The sequence below is a fragment of the Amycolatopsis nalaikhensis genome (assembly GCF_030264295.1).
In the GTDB taxonomy this organism is placed as follows: Bacteria; Actinomycetota; Actinomycetes; order Mycobacteriales; family Pseudonocardiaceae; genus Amycolatopsis; species Amycolatopsis nalaikhensis.
On sequence record NZ_CP127173.1, the window covers coordinates 5,018,253 to 5,037,997 of the forward strand.

At 71.4% G+C, this 19,745-nt stretch carries 18 protein-coding genes; 12 read left to right on the plus strand and 6 right to left on the minus strand.

Going from position 1 to position 19,745, the window contains the following annotated elements; genetic code table 11:
* Positions 1 to 251: 251 nt before the first annotated feature.
* Genes QP939_RS24850 through QP939_RS24870 form a run of 5 tightly spaced genes read left to right on the plus strand, consistent with a single transcriptional unit; the run spans position 252 to position 4,197 of the window.
* On the plus strand, positions 252 to 1,448 hold the full coding sequence (locus QP939_RS24850) for a PP2C family protein-serine/threonine phosphatase (protein WP_285459207.1): 1,197 nt from the start codon (positions 252 to 254) through the stop codon (positions 1,446 to 1,448).
* Positions 1,445 to 2,965 carry a sensor histidine kinase gene (locus tag QP939_RS24855; protein ID WP_285459208.1) on the plus strand — a complete coding sequence of 507 codons (1,521 nt, stop codon included), beginning with the start codon at positions 1,445 to 1,447 and terminating at the stop codon, positions 2,963 to 2,965. Before QP939_RS24850 ends, QP939_RS24855 begins: the two co-directional genes overlap by 4 nt.
* On the plus strand, positions 2,962 to 3,396 hold the full coding sequence (locus QP939_RS24860; RefSeq protein ID WP_285459209.1) for a response regulator: 435 nt from the start codon (positions 2,962 to 2,964) through the stop codon (positions 3,394 to 3,396). Before QP939_RS24855 ends, QP939_RS24860 begins: the two co-directional genes overlap by 4 nt.
* A gap of 34 nt (positions 3,397 to 3,430) precedes the next feature.
* The gene (locus QP939_RS24865) at positions 3,431 to 3,790 is read left to right on the plus strand and encodes an STAS domain-containing protein (protein WP_285459210.1); all 360 of its coding nucleotides are present in this window, start codon (positions 3,431 to 3,433) and stop codon (positions 3,788 to 3,790) included.
* Complete coding sequence (locus QP939_RS24870; protein WP_285459211.1) at positions 3,787 to 4,197, plus strand: ATP-binding protein; 411 nt, start codon at positions 3,787 to 3,789, stop codon at positions 4,195 to 4,197. Before QP939_RS24865 ends, QP939_RS24870 begins: the two co-directional genes overlap by 4 nt.
* A gap of 98 nt (positions 4,198 to 4,295) precedes the next feature.
* Here QP939_RS24870 and QP939_RS24875 read toward each other — a convergent pair whose 3' ends face one another.
* From QP939_RS24875 to QP939_RS24895, 5 genes are all read right to left on the minus strand, one after another.
* Entirely contained in the window at positions 4,296 to 5,918 is a 1,623-nt protein-coding gene (locus QP939_RS24875; RefSeq protein ID WP_285459212.1) for a phospholipase C, read from the minus strand.
* Positions 5,919 to 5,955: 37 nt separating this feature from the next.
* Entirely contained in the window at positions 5,956 to 7,155 is a 1,200-nt protein-coding gene (locus QP939_RS24880) for a Dyp-type peroxidase (RefSeq protein ID WP_285459213.1), read from the minus strand.
* Positions 7,152 to 8,309 carry an EfeM/EfeO family lipoprotein gene (locus tag QP939_RS24885; protein WP_352252717.1) on the minus strand — a complete coding sequence of 386 codons (1,158 nt, stop codon included), beginning with the start codon at positions 8,307 to 8,309 and terminating at the stop codon, positions 7,152 to 7,154. The genes QP939_RS24880 and QP939_RS24885 overlap by 4 nt, the downstream gene beginning before the upstream one ends.
* A 210-nt stretch (positions 8,310 to 8,519) precedes the next feature.
* Positions 8,520 to 9,296 carry an ArsR/SmtB family transcription factor gene (locus QP939_RS24890; RefSeq protein WP_285459215.1) on the minus strand — a complete coding sequence of 259 codons (777 nt, stop codon included), beginning with the start codon at positions 9,294 to 9,296 and terminating at the stop codon, positions 8,520 to 8,522.
* 77 nt (positions 9,297 to 9,373) lie between these two features.
* Entirely contained in the window at positions 9,374 to 10,057 is a 684-nt protein-coding gene (locus QP939_RS24895) for a hypothetical protein (RefSeq protein ID WP_285459216.1), read from the minus strand.
* A gap of 273 nt (positions 10,058 to 10,330) precedes the next feature.
* Here QP939_RS24895 and QP939_RS24900 point away from each other — a divergent pair, with 273 nt between their 5' ends.
* Positions 10,331 to 11,104, plus strand: coding sequence for a hypothetical protein (locus QP939_RS24900; protein ID WP_285459217.1), 774 nt, complete (start codon positions 10,331 to 10,333; stop codon positions 11,102 to 11,104).
* Positions 11,101 to 12,933: a serine/threonine-protein kinase gene (locus QP939_RS24905; RefSeq protein ID WP_285459218.1), complete on the plus strand. Its 1,833-nt coding sequence runs from the start codon at positions 11,101 to 11,103 to the stop codon at positions 12,931 to 12,933. The genes QP939_RS24900 and QP939_RS24905 overlap by 4 nt, the downstream gene beginning before the upstream one ends.
* Here the strand turns inward: QP939_RS24905 and QP939_RS24910 are convergent.
* A complete protein-coding gene (locus tag QP939_RS24910) occupies positions 12,911 to 13,333 on the minus strand; it encodes a hypothetical protein (protein WP_285459219.1) in 423 nt (140 codons plus the stop codon). The two genes, QP939_RS24905 and QP939_RS24910, sit on opposite strands and share 23 nt — an antisense overlap.
* Positions 13,334 to 13,622: 289 nt before the next feature.
* Between QP939_RS24910 and QP939_RS24915 the strand changes: the two genes are divergently transcribed.
* From QP939_RS24915 to QP939_RS24935, 5 genes are all read left to right on the plus strand, one after another.
* A complete protein-coding gene (locus tag QP939_RS24915; RefSeq protein ID WP_285459220.1) occupies positions 13,623 to 14,177 on the plus strand; it encodes an AAA family ATPase in 555 nt (184 codons plus the stop codon).
* Between the two features lie 313 nt (positions 14,178 to 14,490).
* Positions 14,491 to 16,257 (plus strand): chitinase, encoded by a 1,767-nt coding sequence (locus QP939_RS24920; protein ID WP_285459221.1) that lies wholly within the window; start codon positions 14,491 to 14,493, stop codon positions 16,255 to 16,257.
* A 43-nt stretch (positions 16,258 to 16,300) separates the two neighbouring features.
* Positions 16,301 to 17,038 carry an IclR family transcriptional regulator gene (locus QP939_RS24925; RefSeq protein WP_414641763.1) on the plus strand — a complete coding sequence of 246 codons (738 nt, stop codon included), beginning with the start codon at positions 16,301 to 16,303 and terminating at the stop codon, positions 17,036 to 17,038.
* 73 nt (positions 17,039 to 17,111) lie between these two features.
* Entirely contained in the window at positions 17,112 to 18,263 is a 1,152-nt protein-coding gene (locus QP939_RS24930; protein ID WP_285459222.1) for a 4-hydroxybenzoate 3-monooxygenase, read from the plus strand.
* Positions 18,264 to 18,402: 139 nt separating this feature from the next.
* Positions 18,403 to 19,743, plus strand: a complete 1,341-nt coding sequence (locus QP939_RS24935; protein WP_285459223.1) for an MFS transporter — start codon at positions 18,403 to 18,405, stop codon at positions 19,741 to 19,743.
* Positions 19,744 to 19,745 lie beyond the last annotated feature (2 nt).

The following is a 19,745-nucleotide window of genomic DNA, read 5'->3' on the forward strand; positions in this document are numbered from 1 at the left end:
TCGGGTGAAGGTCCCGGCGGAAGTCCCTCGCCGCCGCCCCCTGCGTCTCGGACATGGGCGCACCATATGCCGGGTCCGCCCGGTTCCGGCACGGATGTGCGCCGAACCGTTACCCGCCCGGTGTCACACCGGAGTGCTATAAAGCGCTACCTCGGTGGGACCGGTTTCGCGGCGGTAGGCGGCCGCTGCCGGGGCCGCTAGGGTGATCGTCTGGATGTGCTGGCTCGAGGGCAGCCGAACGGGAGACGCCGGTGACCGCCGCGCAGGACTCATCGTGGGAGGCCGGTGCCCGCCTGCGCGTGCTGCTGGTCGAGGACGACGACGGTGACGCGCTGCTGGTCGAGGAGATGCTGGCCGACACGTCCGTGCCGTTCGCGCTCGAACGCGTCGAGACGCTCGCCGCCGCGCTGGCCGTCCCGCTCACCGCCGACTGCGTCGTGCTCGACCTGCAGCTGCCCGACGCGATGGGGCTCACCGGGCTGACCCGGCTCGCCCAGCACGCCCCCGGCGTCGCGGTCGTGGTCCTGACCGGGCAGCACGACCAGGCCACCGGCGTCGCCGCGGTCGCCGCCGGCGCGCAGGACTACCTCGTCAAGGACCAGGTGGACGGCCCGCTGCTGGTGAAAGCGCTGCGCTTCGCCCGGGAACGCAAACGCGCCGAACAGGTCGAACAGCAGTTCCTCCAGCAGCAGCTGCTGGCCAGGGAGAACGCCCGGCTCGAACGCGGGCTGCTGCCCAGCCCGCTGCTGCGCGACCCGCACCTCGACCTGACCTCCCGCTACCGCCCCGGCCGCAACGGCTCGCTGCTCGGCGGCGACTTCTACGACGCCGTCGAACTCGCCGACGGCACCGTCCAGATGATGATCGGCGACGTCTGCGGCCACGGCCCGGACGAGGCCGCGCTCGGCGTCGCGCTGCGCATCGCGTGGCGCTCGCTCGTCATGGCGGGCATGCCGATGGCGGACGTGCTGAGCACGGTCGAGCGGGTCCTGGTGCTCGAGCGGATCGAGCCGCTGTTCGCCACCGTCTGCATGGTCGTCGTCGCGCCGGACCGGCGGTCGCTGCGCCTGTCGCTGGCCGGGCACCTGCCGCCGCTGCTGCTCACCCCCGGCGACGGGCACCTGCTCTCCGGTGAGCGTCTCGGCGTGCCGCTTGGCGTCGTCGACGGCGCGAAGTGGGAAGCCCTCGACGTGCCGCTCGAACCGGGCTGGTCACTGCTGCTCTACACCGACGGCGTGTTCGAGGGCCGCGTCGGCGCCGGGTCCGAACGGCTGGGCCACGAGCGGATGGCCGAGCTGGTCCTCGACCTCCGGCACCGGGCCGGGCTCGACGGCACGGCCCTGCTCGACGAGCTGATCGCCCGCGCCGAACGGCTCAACTCCGGCCCGCTCGACGACGACGTCGCCCTAACCCTGCTCAGCCACGACCCCCGGGAGCTTCGCCGATGAGCGCTGACGCGCCCGGCCGGCCGATCGGCCGCTGGTTCGCCCTGTTCGCGATCGGCGGCGCGGTGCTGCTGCTCGCCGCGCTGGCCGGCGGCGGGATCGCGCTGAGCAACCTCACCGACGCCCGCAACCGCCTGCTCGACGTCATCGGTCCGCAGCGGCTGGCCGCCCTCCAGCTGTCCACCGCGCTGCTGAACCAGGAAAGCGGGGTTCGCGGCTACCAGCTCGGGCGGCGGCCGGAGTTCCTCGCCCCCTACACCGACGGCCTCCGCGCGCAGGCCGACGCCGTCGCGCAGCTGCGGCAGGCCGGGGCGGTGCCCGGCACCGGGATCGGCGCCGACCTCGACGCGGTGGTCCGGGCGGCCGCGGCGTGGCAGGCCGAGGCCGCGCCGACCCTCGCCCCCGGCGCGCCGCCGGTCACCCCGGCCCAGGTCGAGCGCGGGCGGATGCTGTTCGACGCCGTCCGGGCGGCGCTCGCCACGCAGCTCGACCACCTCGCCGAGATCCGCGAAACCGGCCGGGCCGAACTCGACACCGCGGCGAGCGTGCTGACCGCGTTGCTCGTCGCCGTGGCCGTACTGGCGGTGCTGCTGTTCGCGGTCCTGCTGCTCGGGCTGCGGCAGGTGATCACCCGGCCGATCCTGCGGCTGGCCGGCGAGGTCCGGCAGGTCGCCGGCGAGGACATCCACCGCCCGGTGCGCGGGAGCGGGCCGCGCGAGATCGCCCAGCTCGGCGCCGACGTCGACGCGATGCGCCGGCGCATCCTCGACGAGGTCGCCGAGCTCGAACGCGCGCACGCCATGCTCGACAAGCGGACCCGCGAGCTGGAGCGGTCGAACGCCGACCTGGAGCAGTTCGCGTACGTCGCTTCGCACGACCTGCAGGAGCCGCTGCGAAAGGTGGCCAGCTTCTGCCAGCTCCTCCAGCGGCGTTACCAGGGCCTGCTCGACGAGCGCGGCGAGCAGTACATCGAGTACGCCGTCGACGGCGCGAAGCGGATGCAGGACCTGATCAACGACCTCCTGGCGTTCTCCCGGGTCGGCCGCAAGCCCGGCGAGCACGTCGTCACCGACGCGGGCGAGCTCGTCGACGCCGCCCTCGCGAACCTCGAGGTCGCCCTGTCGCTGAGCGGCGGCAAGGTCGACCGGGGCGAGCTGCCCGCGGTGCGCGTCGAGCCGGTGCTGATGACGGCCGTGTTCCAGAACCTGATCGGCAACGCCCTGAAGTTCCGGGGCGAAACCCCGCCGGAGGTGCGGGTCACCGCGGAGCGCGACGGCGACGACTGGGTGTTTTCGGTGTCGGACAACGGGATCGGCATCGACCCGGAGTACGCCGAGCGGATCTTCGCGCTGTTCCAGCGGCTCCACACCCGCACCGCGTACCCGGGCACCGGCATCGGGCTGGCGATGTGCCGCCGGATCGTCGAGTACCACGGCGGCCGGATCTGGCTCGACACCGAGGCCGACCGGACGACGTTCCGCTTCGCCGTCCCCGCGAACCCGGATAATGGGGACGCATGACGCCCGGCCCGATCGACATCCTGCTCGTCGAGGACGACCCCGGCGACGTGCTGATGACGCGCGAGGCGTTCGAGCACCAGAAGATCCGCAACGCCCTGCACGTCGCGAGCGACGGCGTCGAGGCGCTCGAGTTCCTGAACCGGAAGGGCCGGTTCAGGACCGCGCCGCGGCCGGGGCTGATCCTGCTCGACCTCAACCTGCCCCGCAAGGACGGCCGCGAGGTGCTCGGCGAGATCAAGCGGGACCCGGACCTGCGGACGATCCCGGTGGTCGTGCTGACGACGTCGGAGGCCGAGGAGGACATCGCGCGCAGCTACGACCTGCACGCCAACGCCTACGTCACCAAGCCGGTCGACTTCGAGAAGTTCGTCGAGGTGGTCCGGAAGATCGACGACTTCTGGCTCACCGTGGTGAAGCTGCCGCACCGGTAGCCGTCCGGCGGGGAGTGGGGCACGATAGGGGGCCGTGACGTCTTCCTCGCGGGATCTGCCCGCCGCCGAGCTGACGGTCTCGCTCGACTGGCGCGACGGGGCGGCGGTACTGCGCGTGGCGGGTGAGATCGACCTGCTGAGCGCGCCGGAGTTCGAAGACGTCGTCGACGCGGTGCTGGCCGACCGGCCGCGCACGCTGGTGGTCGACCTGCGCGAGGTGACGTTCTTCTGCTCGGCGGGCCTGCAGGTGCTCGCGGCGGCGCACCGCAGGCTGGCGGCCGGCGCGCTCCGGGTGGTGAGCGTCGCGGCGGTGACGTCGGGACCGCTGAAGACGACGGGGCTCGACACGTGGATCGGCATCCACGCGACGGTCGACGAAGCGCTCCGCCCGTGACGGCCCCCGAGGAGTTCCACCGCCACGGCGTGCTCGCCGCCCCGGACACGCTCCGGGCGTTGCGCCACGACCTGACGGCGTGGGTGCGGGCAGTGGGCGTCGACGCGGCGCGGGCCCAGGACATCGTGCTGGCCAGTTACGAGGCGTTGGCGAACGTGGCCGACCACGCGTACGAGGAAGCGGGCCTGGTCGACCTGGACGCGAAGCTGCTGCCGGACCGGGTGGAGGTGGTGATCAGCGACCGCGGCCGGTGGCGGACCCCGGCGCTCGACCCTCGTCCGGTTTCGTTGCGGGGCCGCGGATTGCTGCTGCTGCGGGCGAGCGCGGACCGGGCGGACATCGAGTCGGGCGACTCGGGCACGGTGGTGACGCTGGCCTGGGACCTGACCCCGGCGGCCCGCCCCTGACCAAAGCGCCCCAATGTGGCCTTCGGTGCGTCTGACGCACCGAAGGCCGCCTTGGGTGCGTCAGACGCAACCAAGGCCACATTGGGGCGCTTGGGGCGCTAGCCCTGGACCACCGCGCCGGTCTTCGGGTCGAGGACGACCTTCTTCGCCCTCGGTGACCAGAAGTCGAACATGCCCGTCAGCGAGCCCGCCCTGGTGTCGAACGACGAGTCGCCGATGCGGCCGGCGAACCAGTTGTCCTCGATGAACTTCAGCACCGAGGTCTGGTCGGTCAGCGAGTGGTCGACGTGGTTCACCTTGCTGTACGGCGAAACCACCAGCAGCGGCAGGCGCGGGCCGTAGCCGCAGCGGTCCGCGTAGCCGCCCATCGTCGTCGGCTTCGCCGTGCACACCGCCTGGTCCTGCGACGCGTCGTGCGAGCCGTTGACGATCGGCGACTTCTGGTGGTCGTACCAGCCGTCGGAGTCGTCGTAGGCCAGGACGATCGCCGTCGACTTCCACTCCGGCGACTGCTGGATCGCGTTGATCTCGTTCACGACGAACTGCTGCTCGTCCAGCGGGTCCGAGTAACCCGCGTGGCCGTCCTGGTACTCCGGCGCCTTCAGGAAGCTCACCGCGGGCATCGAGCCGGCCTTCAGCGAGTCGTTGAAGTCGGTGATGTCGTACTGGTGGTTCGCGCGGTCGGTCTGGCCGATCGCCTGCACCGACGACGGCGCGAGGTGCTTCGGGTTCGCCGTCGACGGGTAGTACTGGAACGGCTCGTGGTGCGGGCTGTAGTCGACGACCGCGTTGCCGCCGATGTTGGTGTGTGTCTGGCCGCAGACCGCGTAGCCGTTGGCCTCGCCGGTCGGGCGGAAGCCGCCCTGGAACCAGCCCCACGTCACGTGGCGCTGGTTGAGCAGGTCGCCGATGTTGCGGCCGTGCATCGTGGCGAGGTTGTCCTTGCTCGTGTGGTTCTTGCCCGAGCAGTCGTCCCACGCCGGGTCCGGGTCGTTGATCATCGTGCCGATGCCGTTCTCGTCCGGCGACTGCACGGCGTAGGCGTCGCTGACCGGCTCGTGCGTCACCGGGTCGACCGCCTGGACGCCGTGGGTGTTGCCCGAGATCAGGTTGATCGCGCCGGGGCTCGACGGGCCGAACACCGTGTTGAACGAGTTGTCGCTCATCGCGTAGTGCTGCGCGTAGTTCCACATGCCGGTGACGGTGTTGCCGTCGAAGTAGTCCATCACCAGGCCGGGCTCACCGAACAGGACCGGCTGACCGGTGCACTTGTCCGTCTCGGTCTTCTCGACGAACTTGTCCATCTTGCCGCCGTTGAACGCGGCCTGCTCGGCGCCGTAGTTGTGGTTCTGGTCGCAGGTAAGCGCTTGCTGGGGCGAGAGCCGCTTCGGGTTGTACGCGTTCGGGTTGTCGGTCAGCAGCTTCTTGTCGAGGCCGTTGACCTTCGGGGTGCCGTGCGCGGCGGTGAACGGCGTGCCGTCGGTGTTCGCCGCGTTCGGGTACGTGCCGAAGTAGTGGTCGAACGAGATGTTCTCGCCGAAGATGACCACGACGTGCTTGATCGGCGTCGCGGTCGGGATCCAGTGGGCGGGGAACACGTTCAGGGGCTGGGCGTCCGCCGTGCCCGCCGCGGAACCGGTGGCGACGGCCAGCACGGCCACCGAGGCGAGCGCCCCGGCCCCGATCAGGCCACGCCGTCGTCGGCGGATTCTCTTGTCCACAGGGGATTCCTTTCGTGGTGGTGGTGGGGTGCGACAGTCAGGTGAGCAGGGAGCGCCCGAAGTGGTCGTCCGGGCCGGTGACGCCCGGCAGCGCGAAGAAGTAGCCGCCGCCGAACGGGGAGATGTAGTCGGTCAGGGGTTCGCCGGCCAGCCGCGTCTGGACCGCTTCGAACTGGCGCTCGAGGTCCTGCTGGTAGCAGACGAACACCAGGCCCATGTCCAGGTTGCCGTTGCTGTCGACGCCGCGGTCGTAGTTCACCGCGCGGCGCAGCAGCCGGCTGCGGTCGGTCTCCGGCGTGCGCGGGTTGGCCTTGCGGATGTGGCTGGTCAGCGGGATCACGGTGCCGATCGGGTCGTCGGCGTAGTTCGGGACGTCGGTCTCCGCGGTGCCGTCGAGCGGGGCGCCGGTGTCGCGGCGGCGGCCGAACATGTTCTCCTGCTCGGCCAGCGAAACCCGGTCCCAGAACTCGACGAGCATCCGGATCAGCCGGATCACCTGGTAGCTGCCGCCGGTGGTCCACGCGGGCTCGCCACCGCCGTTCGTCCACACCAGACTGTCCAGATCGGACCCGGTGGGGTTGGCCGTGCCGTCCTTGAACCCCATGAGGTTGCGCGGCGTGCCGGACGGCCGCGGCGGCGAGCTGAACCCGCTGATCTTCCACCGCGGCTGCATGCCGCCGCGGGTCGCGCGGGCGATGTCGCGCAGCGCGTGCAGCACGGTGTCGGTCGAGTTCGCCGAGAGGGTCAGGCTCACGTCGCCGTGGCACTGCGCGGGGTCCAGCGCGTCGTCCGGGAACGTCGTCATCGGCTTCAGCTTGGCGGGCTTGCGGTTCGCCAGGCCGTACCGGTCGTCGAACAGCGACGCGCCGACCCCGAGGATCACGCCGAGGTCGCCGCCCGGCACCACCGGGCCGAGCACGCCGGAGTCCGCGGGCGGGGCCGTGATGCCGAGCGCGGCGGGTGCGCCGCCACCCGTGAGGAACCGGGCCCGGTCGGTGATCGCGCGGAAGAGGTCGGTCAGCTCGGCCTTCGACTCGGCGACGACGTCGAACGACGCGACGACGGTCTGCGTCGGCGGGTTCCGCAGGATGGCGGCCTGGTTCCGGCCGTGGAACGGCACGGGCGACGTGCTGTCGGTGACGGCGGCCGACGCGCCGAGCCCGGCCCCGGCGGCGACGGTCAGCCCGGCGCCCACCGCGGCCCGGCGCAGGAACGAACGGCGCGGCAGGTCGCTCACGAGACCCTCCTCGGTTCGGCGATCGCGGCGATCGGGGCCAGCAGCTCGGTCAGCTCGCCGACGTCGGCGTTCAGCTTCTGCCGGTCCTTTCGCGACAGCTGGTCCAGCGGAGTCCAGCTGCCGTCGGCGCGGTGCGCGGAGTCCAAAGCGGACTGCGTGCGCGCCAGCCAGGTGTCCACCTTGGACAGATCCGGGTAGCGCGGGACCAGCAGCGGGCGCAGGACGTCGAGCACCGCGCGGGTGCCGTCGAGGTTGGCGCGGGCGGTGGCCAGGTTCGTGCCGCTGCCGTAGTCGGTGCGGCCGGTGAGCTCGAACTGCAGGGTGTTCTCCATGATCTCGTGCGCGCGCAGGCCGAGGTCGTTGCCGTCGACCTGGCTCTCGCCGAAGGACTGCTGGAGCGCGCGGGCGTCGGTGTCCAGCCGGTCGGCGACGGCGGCGAGCGCGCCGAGGTCCTCGCCGTGCCAGAGGCCCTGTTCGAGCCGGTGGAAGCCGGTGAAGCCGGGGTCGGCGGTGCCGCCGGGGAGACCGTCGGCGGTGCCGTTGAGCGCGCCGTCGGAGTCGCCGAACGCGTCGTAGGCGGCGCCGAGGCGTTCGTACGTCAGGTGCGCGGTCAGCCAGGCCGCCTGGCTCGCCGCTCGGTCGCCGCCGTGGACGGCGGTCTTCAGCGCGCCGGTGTTCGCGACCAGCTCGCCCAGGCCCGCGGTGACGTGCTGCTGGTAGGTCTTGAGCGGGCCGAGCAGGTCGTTGTGCGTCACCGGCGCGACCCCCGGGCCGCTCCGCTCGGCGCCGCCGCTGAGCCGCACCGTCGGCCCGACGATCGCGCCCGCGTCTTCGGGCAGGCAGCGGAACGCGTAACCGCCGTTGCCCAGGTTGACCTGCAGCGGCCGGGTGGTCGCCGGGCCGAGGCCTTCGACCTCGCCGTAGATCACGCCGGTCGCCGGGTCGATCAGGTCGACCTCGGCGGTCACCGAGCCGACGTTGTGGAGGCGGAAGGTCTGCGGCCCGGGTTTCGGGTCCGTCCAGCCGGTGCCGCACGCCGAGCGCGACACGGCGATCTCGGGGTCCTGGGCGTCGGCACTCTCGGGCCGGAACGCGACGACGGCTCCCGCCGCGGCGGCCACGACCACGGCCGCCACGATCCAGCGGGTACGCACTGACCCCGGCACGCCTGCTCTCCCGTCACTCGATCGGACCATTCCCGGTCACGGATTATGCGAGCCTAACGCCCGCAAAACCGCATCGGATGGCGCCGGAAGGAGGGAATTCACCGGGACTTCAGCCGGGCGAACACGAAAGGGGGAGGATTCAGACGTTTACCTGTGCCAGATCTGTCTGGTTCGGAAGCTTGGTCCGAAACGTCGTGATCACGGAAGGGGGACGCCGGTCTCCAGGAGCGTCTTGAGGCTGGACAGCAGCGCGGGCCAGCCCTGGCTGCACATCGCGAGGACCGTGCTGTCCGGGTCGAAGCCGTCGTGCAGCACGGTGAGCTTCACCAGTTCGCCGTGCGGCTCCAAGGTGAACGTCACCTTCGTGCGGCTTTCCTGACGCAGTTTCGCGAGCGTTTCCTCGTCGACCCCGGAGCTTTTCGCCCATTCGGACGTGAACGTGTGCCACGTGTAGGAGAGACGGCGGTACGGGTCCGATTCGAGAACGACCTGGCCGGGGTCGGTCGTTTTCGCGCCGTTTTCCGACCAGACCATCGGCGAGCCCTTTTTCCAGTCGGTTTCGAACGCGACACCCCAGTACTGCTTGGTGAATTCCGGTTCGGTAAGCGCTTGCCAGAGCCGTTCCGGCGTGGTGTTGATGTAGGTGGTGTAGGCGAATTCGTTCATCGGTGCGGACTCCAGTGCTCGTTTGAGGTCGGCCAGCGCGCCGGCCCGCCTGCGGTCGTAGCGGGTCATCCAGCGCTCCGCGATCGCGTTGATCGGGGCGGCGTCGAGGTAGTGCAGCTTTTCGCGGCCGCGCCAGGTCGTCGTGACCAGCCCGGCCGCCTCCAGGACGGCCAGGTGCTTGCTCACCGACTGGCGGGTCATGTCCAGGCCCGCGCACAGTTCGCGCAGGGTCTGGCCGTTGCGCTCGTTGAGCGCGTCCAGCAGCAGGCGGCGGCTGGGGTCGGCCAGTGCCTTGAACGCCTCGTCCATCGCGCCCTTCCGTTGACATGCAGCCGTCTGACTGCCTTTTCACGATAGGCAGCCGGACGGTTGCATGTCAACCGGGGTCAGCGGAAGCGGATGACGGTGATGCCCGCGAGGACGAAGAACACGAGGATGACCAGCGTCCCGGTCTGCCCGCCGGACGAGCGCGTCACGACCTGGTCGACGGCGCCGGTCAGCCGCACTCCGCACTCGGCGACGACGGTGTGCCGCCCGGCCTCGATCCGGGTGAACTCGACCGGCGCGGTGAAGGCCCCGGTGCTGTCGGTGTAGGCGGAGCCGACTTCGGCGCCGTCGGCGGTGAGCGTGACCATCCGGCTCGGCTCGCAGCCCTTACCGGACGCCGACAGCGTCTCGCCGGGCTGGATGCTCGGCCGGTCGAGCACCAGCTCGCCGGGCTTCGGCTCAGTGCTGGTCGTGGTGGGGGTGGAGGTGCCGGGCGTGGTCGACGTCGGCGGCGTGGTCGTGGTCGTCGGCGGGGTGGACGTGGTGGTCGGCGGGGTCGTGGTGGTGCCGGGCCGGGTCGGCCGGGTGGTCACCGGCGGGGGCGGGGTGGTGGTCACCGGCGGCGGGGGTGTGGTGGTGGGCGTGGCGGTCACGCTGAACCGGCTGCCCGCGCTGAGCGGTCCGCCGGTGCGGGCGTTGGTGCACGTGCCGGTGACCGGGTAGGTGCCGGGCTGGGCGCCCGCGGGCACGGTGGCGGCGACGGTGCCGGAGGTGTTCTGGAGGTCGGCGTTCGCCGACCACATCGGCGTCCCGTTCCAGGAAAAGGTGACCGGTCCTTTGCACGGGTAGAAATTCCAGGAAATGGTGAAGGAACTCCCGGCCTTGCCACTCGACGGTTTCAAACCAACCGAAGATGTGTATTGTGCGTTGGCACTGTTCGCGGTGGCGATCAGCAGCAACGTTCCGGCCACGGCGCCGAAAAACAACCGAACCACGAACCGCATTGGACGTCCTCCCCGGAGTGTGCTCGCTGTAGCATTCCGGACCAGTCGGATTACGCAAGTAGGGGATGCCCAATGGGACGTGTCATCGCGGCGGGGGTTGCGTTGGGTTTGTGCGCGGTGCTGTTCGGCGCCCCGCCCGCCTCGGCGGAGTCCGCCTCGCTCGGCGTGCAGGTGTCGATCGACGGGCAGGCGGTCGAAGACGCCACCGTCCCGATCGACCCGGCGAGGCAGGTCGAGCTGCGCGTCGTGGCCACGAACCCCGGCACCGCGCCGGTGAAGGTCCGCAGCGTGCGGCTCTCCGGCGTCGCCCTCGCGCTGACGTTCTTCGCCTACGACACGACGGCGCCGTTCGAAGTGCCGGCCAGGGGCACGATCACCCGGACGTTCGTGCTCGACCTCGGCGACCTGGCCGGACAGGCGACGGGGCTGCTGCCGTCGTCGGTCGAGCTGCTGGACGCGCAACGCGGCACGCTGGGTGAGGCGTCGACGGTCGCCGACGTGCGCGGGTCCTTCTGGTCGGTGTACGGCGTGTTCGGCCTGGCGATGCTCGTGCTCACGGTGCTGGCCTGGCTGACGGCGTTGCTCGCGCTGGCCCGCCACCGGCTGGCGCCGAACCGCTGGCGCCGCGGCCTGCGGTTCCTGCCGGCCGGGTTCGGCACCGGGCTGGTCGCCGTGATCACGCTGTCGGTGCTGCGGCTGGTGCCGCCGGAGCCGGCGATCGAGATCCCGGTGGTGCTGGGCGCGGCGGCGATCGCGTTCCTGCTCGGCTACCTGACGCCGCACCCGGCCCCGCCGCCCGCCGACGACACGACCGTCCGGCTGTCCGCGCGGGAACTCACCCGATGAGCGCACCGGCCGAGCTGGTCGCCGCCCTGCCGCAGTACGAGATCGGGGCGGAGATCGGCGAAGGCGGCATGGGAGTGGTGTTCGCCGGGGTGCACCGGACGCTGGGGCGCAGCGTCGCGATCAAGCAGCTGCCCTGGGACGTCCTCAACCACACGGCGAGCAGCGAGCTGTTCGACCGGGAGGCGCGGGTGCTGGCGAGCCTCGACCACCCGCACATCGTCCCGGTGTACGACTACGTCCGCACGGGCCGCGAGCACCTGCTGGTGATGGAACGCCTCGACGGCGGGACGGTCCACAGCCGCTTCCACGGCGAAGGGGTCAGCGGCGAGCAGGCGTGCGCGATCGGGCTGGCGATGCTGGCGGGGTTGCACGCGGCGCACCGGGCGGGGGTGCTGCACCTCGACGTCAAGCCGAGGAACCTGCTGTTCAGCACGCAGGGCGTGGTGAAGGTGGCCGACTTCGGCATCGCACGGGTGATCAGCGAGGGCGCGACGCTGGTGACGCACGGCGGCGAGATCCTGGGAACACCGGCGTACATCGCACCGGAGCAGGCGATGGGCAACGCGCTCAGCCCGGCGGCGGACGTGTACGCGGCGGGCACGGTGCTGTACGAGCTGCTGTCGGGAGAGCTGCCGTTCGACAACACGCGCGGCGCGATCAGCATGATGCGCCAGCACATGTTCACCGACCCGCGCCCGATATCGGGTGTCCCGATGCCGATCGCCGGCGTGATCATGCGCAGCCTGGCACGGGAGCTGGAGTCGAGATACAGGGAGGCGGAGTCGTTCGCGGCGGACCTGTCCGCGGCGGCGACGGCGGTGTACGGGGCCGGGTGGCTGGAGCGGTCCGGGGTACCGGTGCTGCACTTGACGCCAAGGGTGATCGCGGGCCTGAACGCGGCGACGGTGCCGGTGGTGGACGAGCGGACCCGGCCGGTGCAGCGACACTCGGGCCCGAACGCGACGCTCGTGGCGAGTCCGGCCGAGCCGAACGGGTTCACGCAAGGTGCCGCCGGGGCCCCTGGTGCCCCGTGGGGTGGTGATCGCGCCGGTTTCCCGCCGAGCGCCGACTCGAGCGGCCCCGCGTGGCCCGCCGATCCCACACCTGGCGGCGACTCCGCGAGGACCGGCTCTCAAGCCGCCGTCATCGGGCTGCGGCTGGCCGCCGCGGCCGCCGTCGTCGTGCTCGTCGTCCTCGCTCTGCTCAACCCGGCTCGGCTGCCGCACGAGGCGTCGCCCACTCTGAACCTCGGGGCCGCTCCCGTGTCGGCGCCCGTCGAGGTCGATCTCAGCAAGCCGCTCATCCTGACCGGGCCCGGGAACCCCGGGCGGGTCGCGATCTCGCTGTCCGCGGCCGGGATCCCGCTCGGCTCGGCGGCGACCGACGCGAAACCCGACGGCAACGGCTTCACCGCCCAGCTCACCCTGCCGGCGTTGGCGCGGTGGATCGTCGGCGGCGCCGTCACCGCGACCGTGCAGACCGGGCCCGTCACCCAGACCTTCACCCTGCTGACCAGCCAGCACCCGCTCGCGAGCGCGATGGGCGCGGGCACCCTCATCTTGGCGCTGTTCGCCTTGGCCTACCTCGAATCCGGGCTCCGGACCATCCGCAACGGCCACCGCTGGCGGGGCGCGACGGTCGGCGGCCCCGTGCTCGGCCTGCTCTTCGGCGCGGCGGTGTGGCTGTGCGTTTCGGTGTTGCGTGTGCACGAGCCGTCGCCCGGGTTCGGGGCCGGGTGTGCCGTGGCGGGGGCCGTCGCGGCCGGGTTCGTCGTCGCCGCCGCGCGACGGCGGGCGTCCACTGTGGTCAGTCGACCATCCGGACGGTGACGTGCGGGCTATAGCTCTTGCGCCGGCTCCACCCTTGTTCGGCGCAGAGGCTCAGCTGGATCGCGCGGTCGGCGGGCGCCCAGTACCCGGTGCGGACGAAGTAGCCCTCCATCGTGTTCAGCGCGCCGAGGCTCTTGCGGGCCGAGCACATCTCCCAGCCCCACTGGCGCCCGCTCTTCTCGACGCCGTTGCGGCGGACGGAGATCCGGGGGTTGCCGACCGCGCGGATGTCGGCGTCACCCTCCGTGACGTAGACGACGCCGTCGATCTTGTAGAACCGGTTGTTGTCCAGCAACGACACCTGCCCGGAGAGGGTGATGCCGACCCGGCCGCCTTCGTCGCCGGTGAGCGTCCAATCGAGACAGAATTCCTGTACCGGGAGTTCCAGCGACTGGGTCATGTCGTTTCCCCTGTTCTAGCCGTGCGTCCCTTTCAGAAGATAGGGAATTTCCGGACGCCGGGAAGGGGTGCGCGCGATCTTCACCCGAAGCGGTTCCGGTCGTCGAATGCCTTGTCGCGCATGGGTTTTCAGGCGATCGGGTGACCGCGGGCACGCGACGTGAGAACGGCTGCTCCCGCCGGGTGGTGTTCACCGCACGGGTGGCTTGCGGCGGTCACCTCCCGTGCCCGTCACGGTCCGTGACGCCAAGGTAAAGGAACCATTACCATCGACGGGACGTTGGGCGGGCATGAGCGAGCCCACTGTCATCGAACTCGGGCCACGCGACATGCTCGTCGTGGCGGGCCTGCCTGGAGCGGGCAAGACGACCATGCTCCGCCACGCCGCGACGGGACTGCCGGTGCTCGATTCGGACCAGGTCCGCGAACGGCTGGGGGCGGTGGTCCCGGCGGTGCCGTACCGCTGCTACAGGCCGGTGGTGCACGCGTGGCACCGGCTCCGGATCGTCGGGCGGGCGCTGGCGGCCGAAGGGCCGATCGTGGTCCACGAGCCGTCGACGCGCTCCTCGACCCGGGCGTTGCTGGCATTGGTCGGAGCGGTGAGCGGCCGCCCGGTGCGGTTGCTGTTCCTGGACGTGACGGCGGAGCAGGCGCTGGCCGGGCAACGCAGCCGGGGGCGGTTGGTGCGGCCGCGGTCGTTCGCGCGGCACGTCCGGCGGGTGGGCAAGTGGCGGGCGGAGCTGCTCGCCGAGCGGGTTCCGGCGGGGTGGCACAGCGTGCAGGTGATCAGCCGGTCGAGGGCGAGCCGGACGCGGCTGGTGACGAAGTTGCTGGCGGGCTGCTGACGACGCCGAGCCTCGGGTGCGGGCGTGCTGAAGGGGACTTTCGTCTCATCACATGACAGGAAAGGGCCCTTCAGCCCGCCTCGGCCCGGCGGGGTGCGGGGGTCGCGCGCGTCTTGAATGACTCATTCAGGTCTTCGGAGGTCCTGAATGACTCATTCAAGACCTCGCCGCCACGCGTACCCGGGCTGCCGCCCCGCCGCGCTTGGGTCGTCCGGGCTGCGCGGCCGCGAAGCGCCGCCCGACCCTCCAGTTGGTCTGGACATTTTACATATTGGTCTAGACAATAAGTGCATCTCCCCGACTGGAGGACCCGATGAGGCGTTCCAGACTCTCCGTAGCCCTAGCCGCCTTCGCACTCACCCTTTCCGGCCTCACCGCCGGTCCGGCGCAAGCGGCCAACCTCCTCGCCAACCCCGGCTTCGAGGCCGGTTCCCTGTCCGGCTGGACCTGCGCCAACGCGACCACCGTCAGCACCCCCGTCCGCGGCGGCAGCTATGCCCTCGCCGGGACGCCCGTCGGTGCTGATTACGCCCAGTGCTCGCAGACCCTGTCCGTGCAGCCGAACACCACCTACACGGTCTCCGCCTGGGTGCGCGGGAACCCCGTCTACCTCGGCATCACCGGCGGCCCCTCGACCTGGTCCGGCAACTCGAGCGCCTACAACCAGCTGCAGCTCACCTTCACCACCGGCAACCAGACCTCCGCCCAGCTCTACCTCCACGGCTGGTACGGCGCGGGCACCTACTACGCCGACGACGTCGTCCTCGACGGCCCCGGTGGCAGCACCCCCGGCACGCCCGCCGCTCCCGGCACCCCGCACATCACCGCCGCCACGGCCAACTCCCTCACCCTCAGCTGGGGCGCGAGTGCGGGCACCGTCACCGGGTACCGGGTCTACGAAGGCAACACCGTCGTCGCGCAAGCGACCGGCACCAGCGCCACCATCGGCGGCCTCACCGCCTGCACCACCCACAGTTACTCCGTCGCCGCCTACAACGGAGCCGGGGAGTCGCCCAAGAGCGCCGCCGCCACCGGGAGCACCAGCGGCTGCGTAGACACCGGCCTGCCCAAGCACGCCCTCGTCGGCTACCTGCACGCCAGCTTCGCCAACGGCTCCGGCTACGTCCGGATGGCCGACGTCCCCGCCGCCTGGGACATCGTCGATCTCGCCTTCGGGGAACCCACCTCCGTCACCTCCGGGGACATCCGCTTCACCCGCTGCCCCGTCAGCGAGTGCCCGAACGTCGAGAGCGACGCCGACTTCATCGCCGCCATCAAGGCGAAACAAGCGCAGGGCAAGAAGGTCGTCATCTCCATCGGCGGGCAGAACGGCCAGGTCCAGCTCACCACCACCGCCGCGCGGGACAAATTCGTCAGCTCCGTCTCCGCCATCATCGACAAGTACGGCCTCGACGGCCTCGACATCGACTTCGAGGGCCACTCCCTCTCGCTCAACCCCGGCGACACCGACTTCCGCAACCCGACCACGCCGGTCATCGTCAACCTGATCTCGGCGCTGAAGACCCTGAAAGCCAAGTACGGCACCGGGTTCGTGCTGACGATGGCGCCGGAGACCTTCTTCGTGCAGGTCGGCTACCAGTTCTACGGCGGCTCCGGCACCGGCGACGCGCGGACCGGCGCCTACCTGCCCGTCATCCACGCCCTGCGCGACTCGCTCACCGTGCTGCACGTCCAGGACTACAACTCCGGCCCGGTCATGGGCCTGGACAACCAGTACCACACCATGGGCGGCGCGGACTTCCACATCGCGATGACCGACATGCTCAAGGCCGGGTTCAGCGTGGCGAACACCGGCCAGTTCTTCCCCGGTCTGCGCCCGGACCAGATCGCGATCGGGCTGCCCGCCGCGGTCTCCGCCGGCAACGGCTACACCTCACCGGCCGACGTCCAGACGGCGGTGAACTGCCTGGTCAAGGGCACTGGCTGCGGCTCGTACACGCTGCGCGGCGGCACTTCTCCCGCCCTGCGCGGGCTGATGACGTGGTCGATCAACTGGGACAAGTACTACAACTGGGAGTTCCAGAACAGCCACGAGCCGTTCCTGAACTCGCTTCCGTGACGCCGGGCGGTGTGCCCCGCCGCGGTGGGGCACACTGCCTGACGTGGTGAAACGCGACTCCGTGCTGACGCGCGTCGTCCGCATCTACGAGACCTTCGGGCCGGACACTCCGGCGCTGCGGGTCACCGACATCGCGCGCCGGGCCGGCCTGCACGTCGCGACGGCGTCGCGGCTGGTCGACGAGCTGGTCGGACACGGCTGGCTGCAGCGGGACCCCGATCGGCGGATTCGCGTGGGCGTCCGCTTGTGGGAGCTCGCTTCGCGCGCGTCGCCGACGCTCGGGCTGCGCGAGGCGGCGCTGCCCTTCATGGAGGACCTGCACGCCGTCGTCGGGCACCACACGCAGCTGGCCGTGCTCGAGGACCGCGAAGTGCTGTTCGTCGAGCGGCTCTCGGCGCCCGGCGCGGTCGTGAACGTGACGCGGGTGGCGGGGCGGCTGCCGCTGCACGCGTCGTCGTCCGGCCTGGTCCTGCTCGCCCACGCACCCGCTGAACTGCAGGAACAGGTGCTCGCGGGTCCCCTCGGGGCGTTCCGCCGGACCACGTTGACCGACCCGGCGCGGCTGCGGCGCTTCCTCGCCGACGTGCGGCGGGACGGCTACGCGTTCTGCGCGGGCTTCATCGACGAAGAGACCACGGGGATCGCCGTGCCGCTGCGGGGGCCGGGTGACCGGGTCGTCGCGGCGCTGTCGGTCATCGTGCCCAACGACCGGAACGCGCGAGCCCAGATCCCGGCGCTGCGGGCGGCGGCGCGCGGAATCTCACGGACACTCTCTCACTGAATGAGAATGTCGTAGTCCATGCCGGACCCGCCGGGAGATGCTCGGGCTTCCTCGCGGGAAAGGACGTTCGCCAGTGCGCACCCAGGTCGTCATCATCGGCGCCGGCCCGGCCGGGCTGCTGCTGTCCCACCTGCTCGGCCTCGACGGCATCGACTCGGTGCTGGTCGAACGGCAGACGGCGGAGTACGTCCAGGCCCGCATCCGCGCGGGCATCCTCGAGGCGGGCACGGTCGAGCTGCTGCGGCGGGTCGGCCTCGGCGACCGCCTCGACGTCGAGGGCATGGAGCACCGCGGCATCCACTTGCAGTGGCCCGGGAACCGGCACCACATCGACTTCGCCGACCTGATCGGCCGGTCGGTCACCGTCTACGGGCAGACCGAGGTGACCAAGGACCTGATGGCGGCGCGGGAGAAGGCGGGCCGCCCGGCCCACTACTCGGCGGCCGACGTCGCGGTGCACGACGTCACCGGCAAGCCGTACGTGACCTTTGTGGACAGTGACGGCACGCCGCGGCGGATCGACGCCGACGTCGTCGTCGGCTGCGACGGTTTCCACGGCCCGAGCCGGGCGTCCATTCCGGACCCGAAGGTCTGGGAACGAACGTACCCGTTCGCCTGGCTCGGCGTCTTGGCCGACGTCGCGCCGTCCACGGACGAGCTGATCTACGCCTGGCACCCGGACGGGTTCGCGATGCACAGCATGCGTTCGCCGCGGGTCAGCCGCTTCTACCTGCAGGTGACGCCCGACGAAGACATCGCGCGGTGGAGCGACGACCGGATCTGGACGGCGCTGTCCGAGCGGCTGGGCGTCGACGGCTGGACCCTCGAAACCGGCCCGATCACCGAGAAGAGCGTGCTGCCGATGCGCAGCTTCGTCGCGACGCCGATGCGGCACGGGAACCTCTACCTGGCCGGGGACGCCGCGCACATCGTGCCGCCGACCGGGGCGAAGGGGCTCAACCTGGCCGTCGCCGATGTTTCGCTGCTGGCGGCCGCGTTGACGGCGTCGCTGCGCGGGAACGACGAGCTCGCCGACGCGTACTCGGAGACGGCGTTGCGCCGGGTCTGGCGCTGCACGCACTTCTCGTGGTGGATGACGTCGATGCTGCACCGCCACGGCGACGACTTCGACGCGCAGCTCCAGCTCGCCCAGCTCCACCGCACGGTGACCTCGACCGCGGCGATGACCGAGCTGGCGCACAACTACGCGGGGCTGCCGCTGTAGCGCCGATTCCTTTCCGGCTCGCGCGATGTCCATGACTGGGTAGGACATCGAACCGAGCCGCGAGGAGTCCCGAGTGCGCGTCGAAACCCCGCCCACCCCGGCGGTACCGGAAACTGGAACAGCGCAGCGAAGATGGGTCTTGGCGATCACCGCGGTCGCTTCGCTGATGGTCGTGCTCGACGCGCTGGTCGTCGCGACCGCGCTGACCGCGATCAAGGCCGATCTCGGGGCGTCGGTCACCGAGCTCGAATGGACCGTGAACGCCTACGGCCTGAGCTTCGCCGTCCTGCTGATGACCGCCGCGGCGGCCGGCGACCGGTGGGGACGGCGGCGGGTGTTCGCGGGCGGGGTGACGGTGTTCGCGCTCGCCTCGGCGGTCTGCGCCCTCGCTCCGGACATCGGCACCTTGGTCGCGGGCCGGGTGCTGCAGGGCGCCGGGGCCGCGTTCGTCATGCCGCTCGCCTTGGCCCTGCTGGGTGCGGCTTTCCCGCCCGCGCTCCGGCCCAAGGCGCTCGGCGTCTTCGCGAGCGTGAGCGGGGTGGCCGTGCCGCTCGGGCCGCTCCTGGGCGGCGCTGTCGTCGCGGGCATCTCCTGGCCGTGGATCTTCTGGATCAACGTCCCCGTCGGCGTCGTCCTGGTCGTCCTCGCGCTGACCCGGATCGACGAGAGCCACGGACCCGACCGCGCCATCGACTGGCCCGGCCTGGTGCTCGTCGGCGCCGGTTCGTTCGGCGTCGTGTGGGGACTCGCCCAGGTCGGCACCGCGGGCTGGGTCGGCGTCGCGGGACCGCTCGTGGCCGGGCTGGTGGCGCTCGGCGCGTTCCTCGGCTGGCAACGGCGGGCGGCGCACCCGATGCTCCCGCTCCGGCTGTTCCGCTCCCGCCGGTTCTCCGCCGGGAACGCCGTCATCTTCTTCCACTGGGGTTCCGCGCTGGGCGTCGGCTTCTTCATGGCCCAGTTCCTGCAGGCGGGGCTCGGGTACGGGCCGCTCGCCGCCGGGCTCGGGCTGGTGCCGTGGGGGCTGACCACCGCCGTCGTCCCGCAGCTGGCCGGGCGGCTGGTCGGCCGGTTCGGCGAGCGGCCGTTCATCGTGGCCGGGCTGGGCCTGCACGGGCTGGCCATGGCGTGGATCGCGGTCGTCGCCGGTCCGTCGATCTCGTACTGGGCGATCGCCGCGCCGCTCGTGCTGTCCGGGACGGGCATCGCGCTGTGCCTGCCCGCCGCGCAGAGCGCGGTGCTGACCTCGGCCGAGCCGCGGTTCATCGGCAAGGCCTCCGGCGCCTTCAGCGCGATGCGGCAGCTCGGCGGGGCTTTCGGCGTCGCCGTCCTGGTCGTCGGCTTCTCGCTGGGCGGCAGCTACGCGTCGCGCGAGGCCTTCGCCGGCGGCTTCACGGTCGCCGTCGTCGTCAGTGCCGCCCTCGCCGCGCTCGGCGTGCTGGCCGGTTGTTTCATCCCGCGTCGCGAATCGAAGGAGAACTGAGT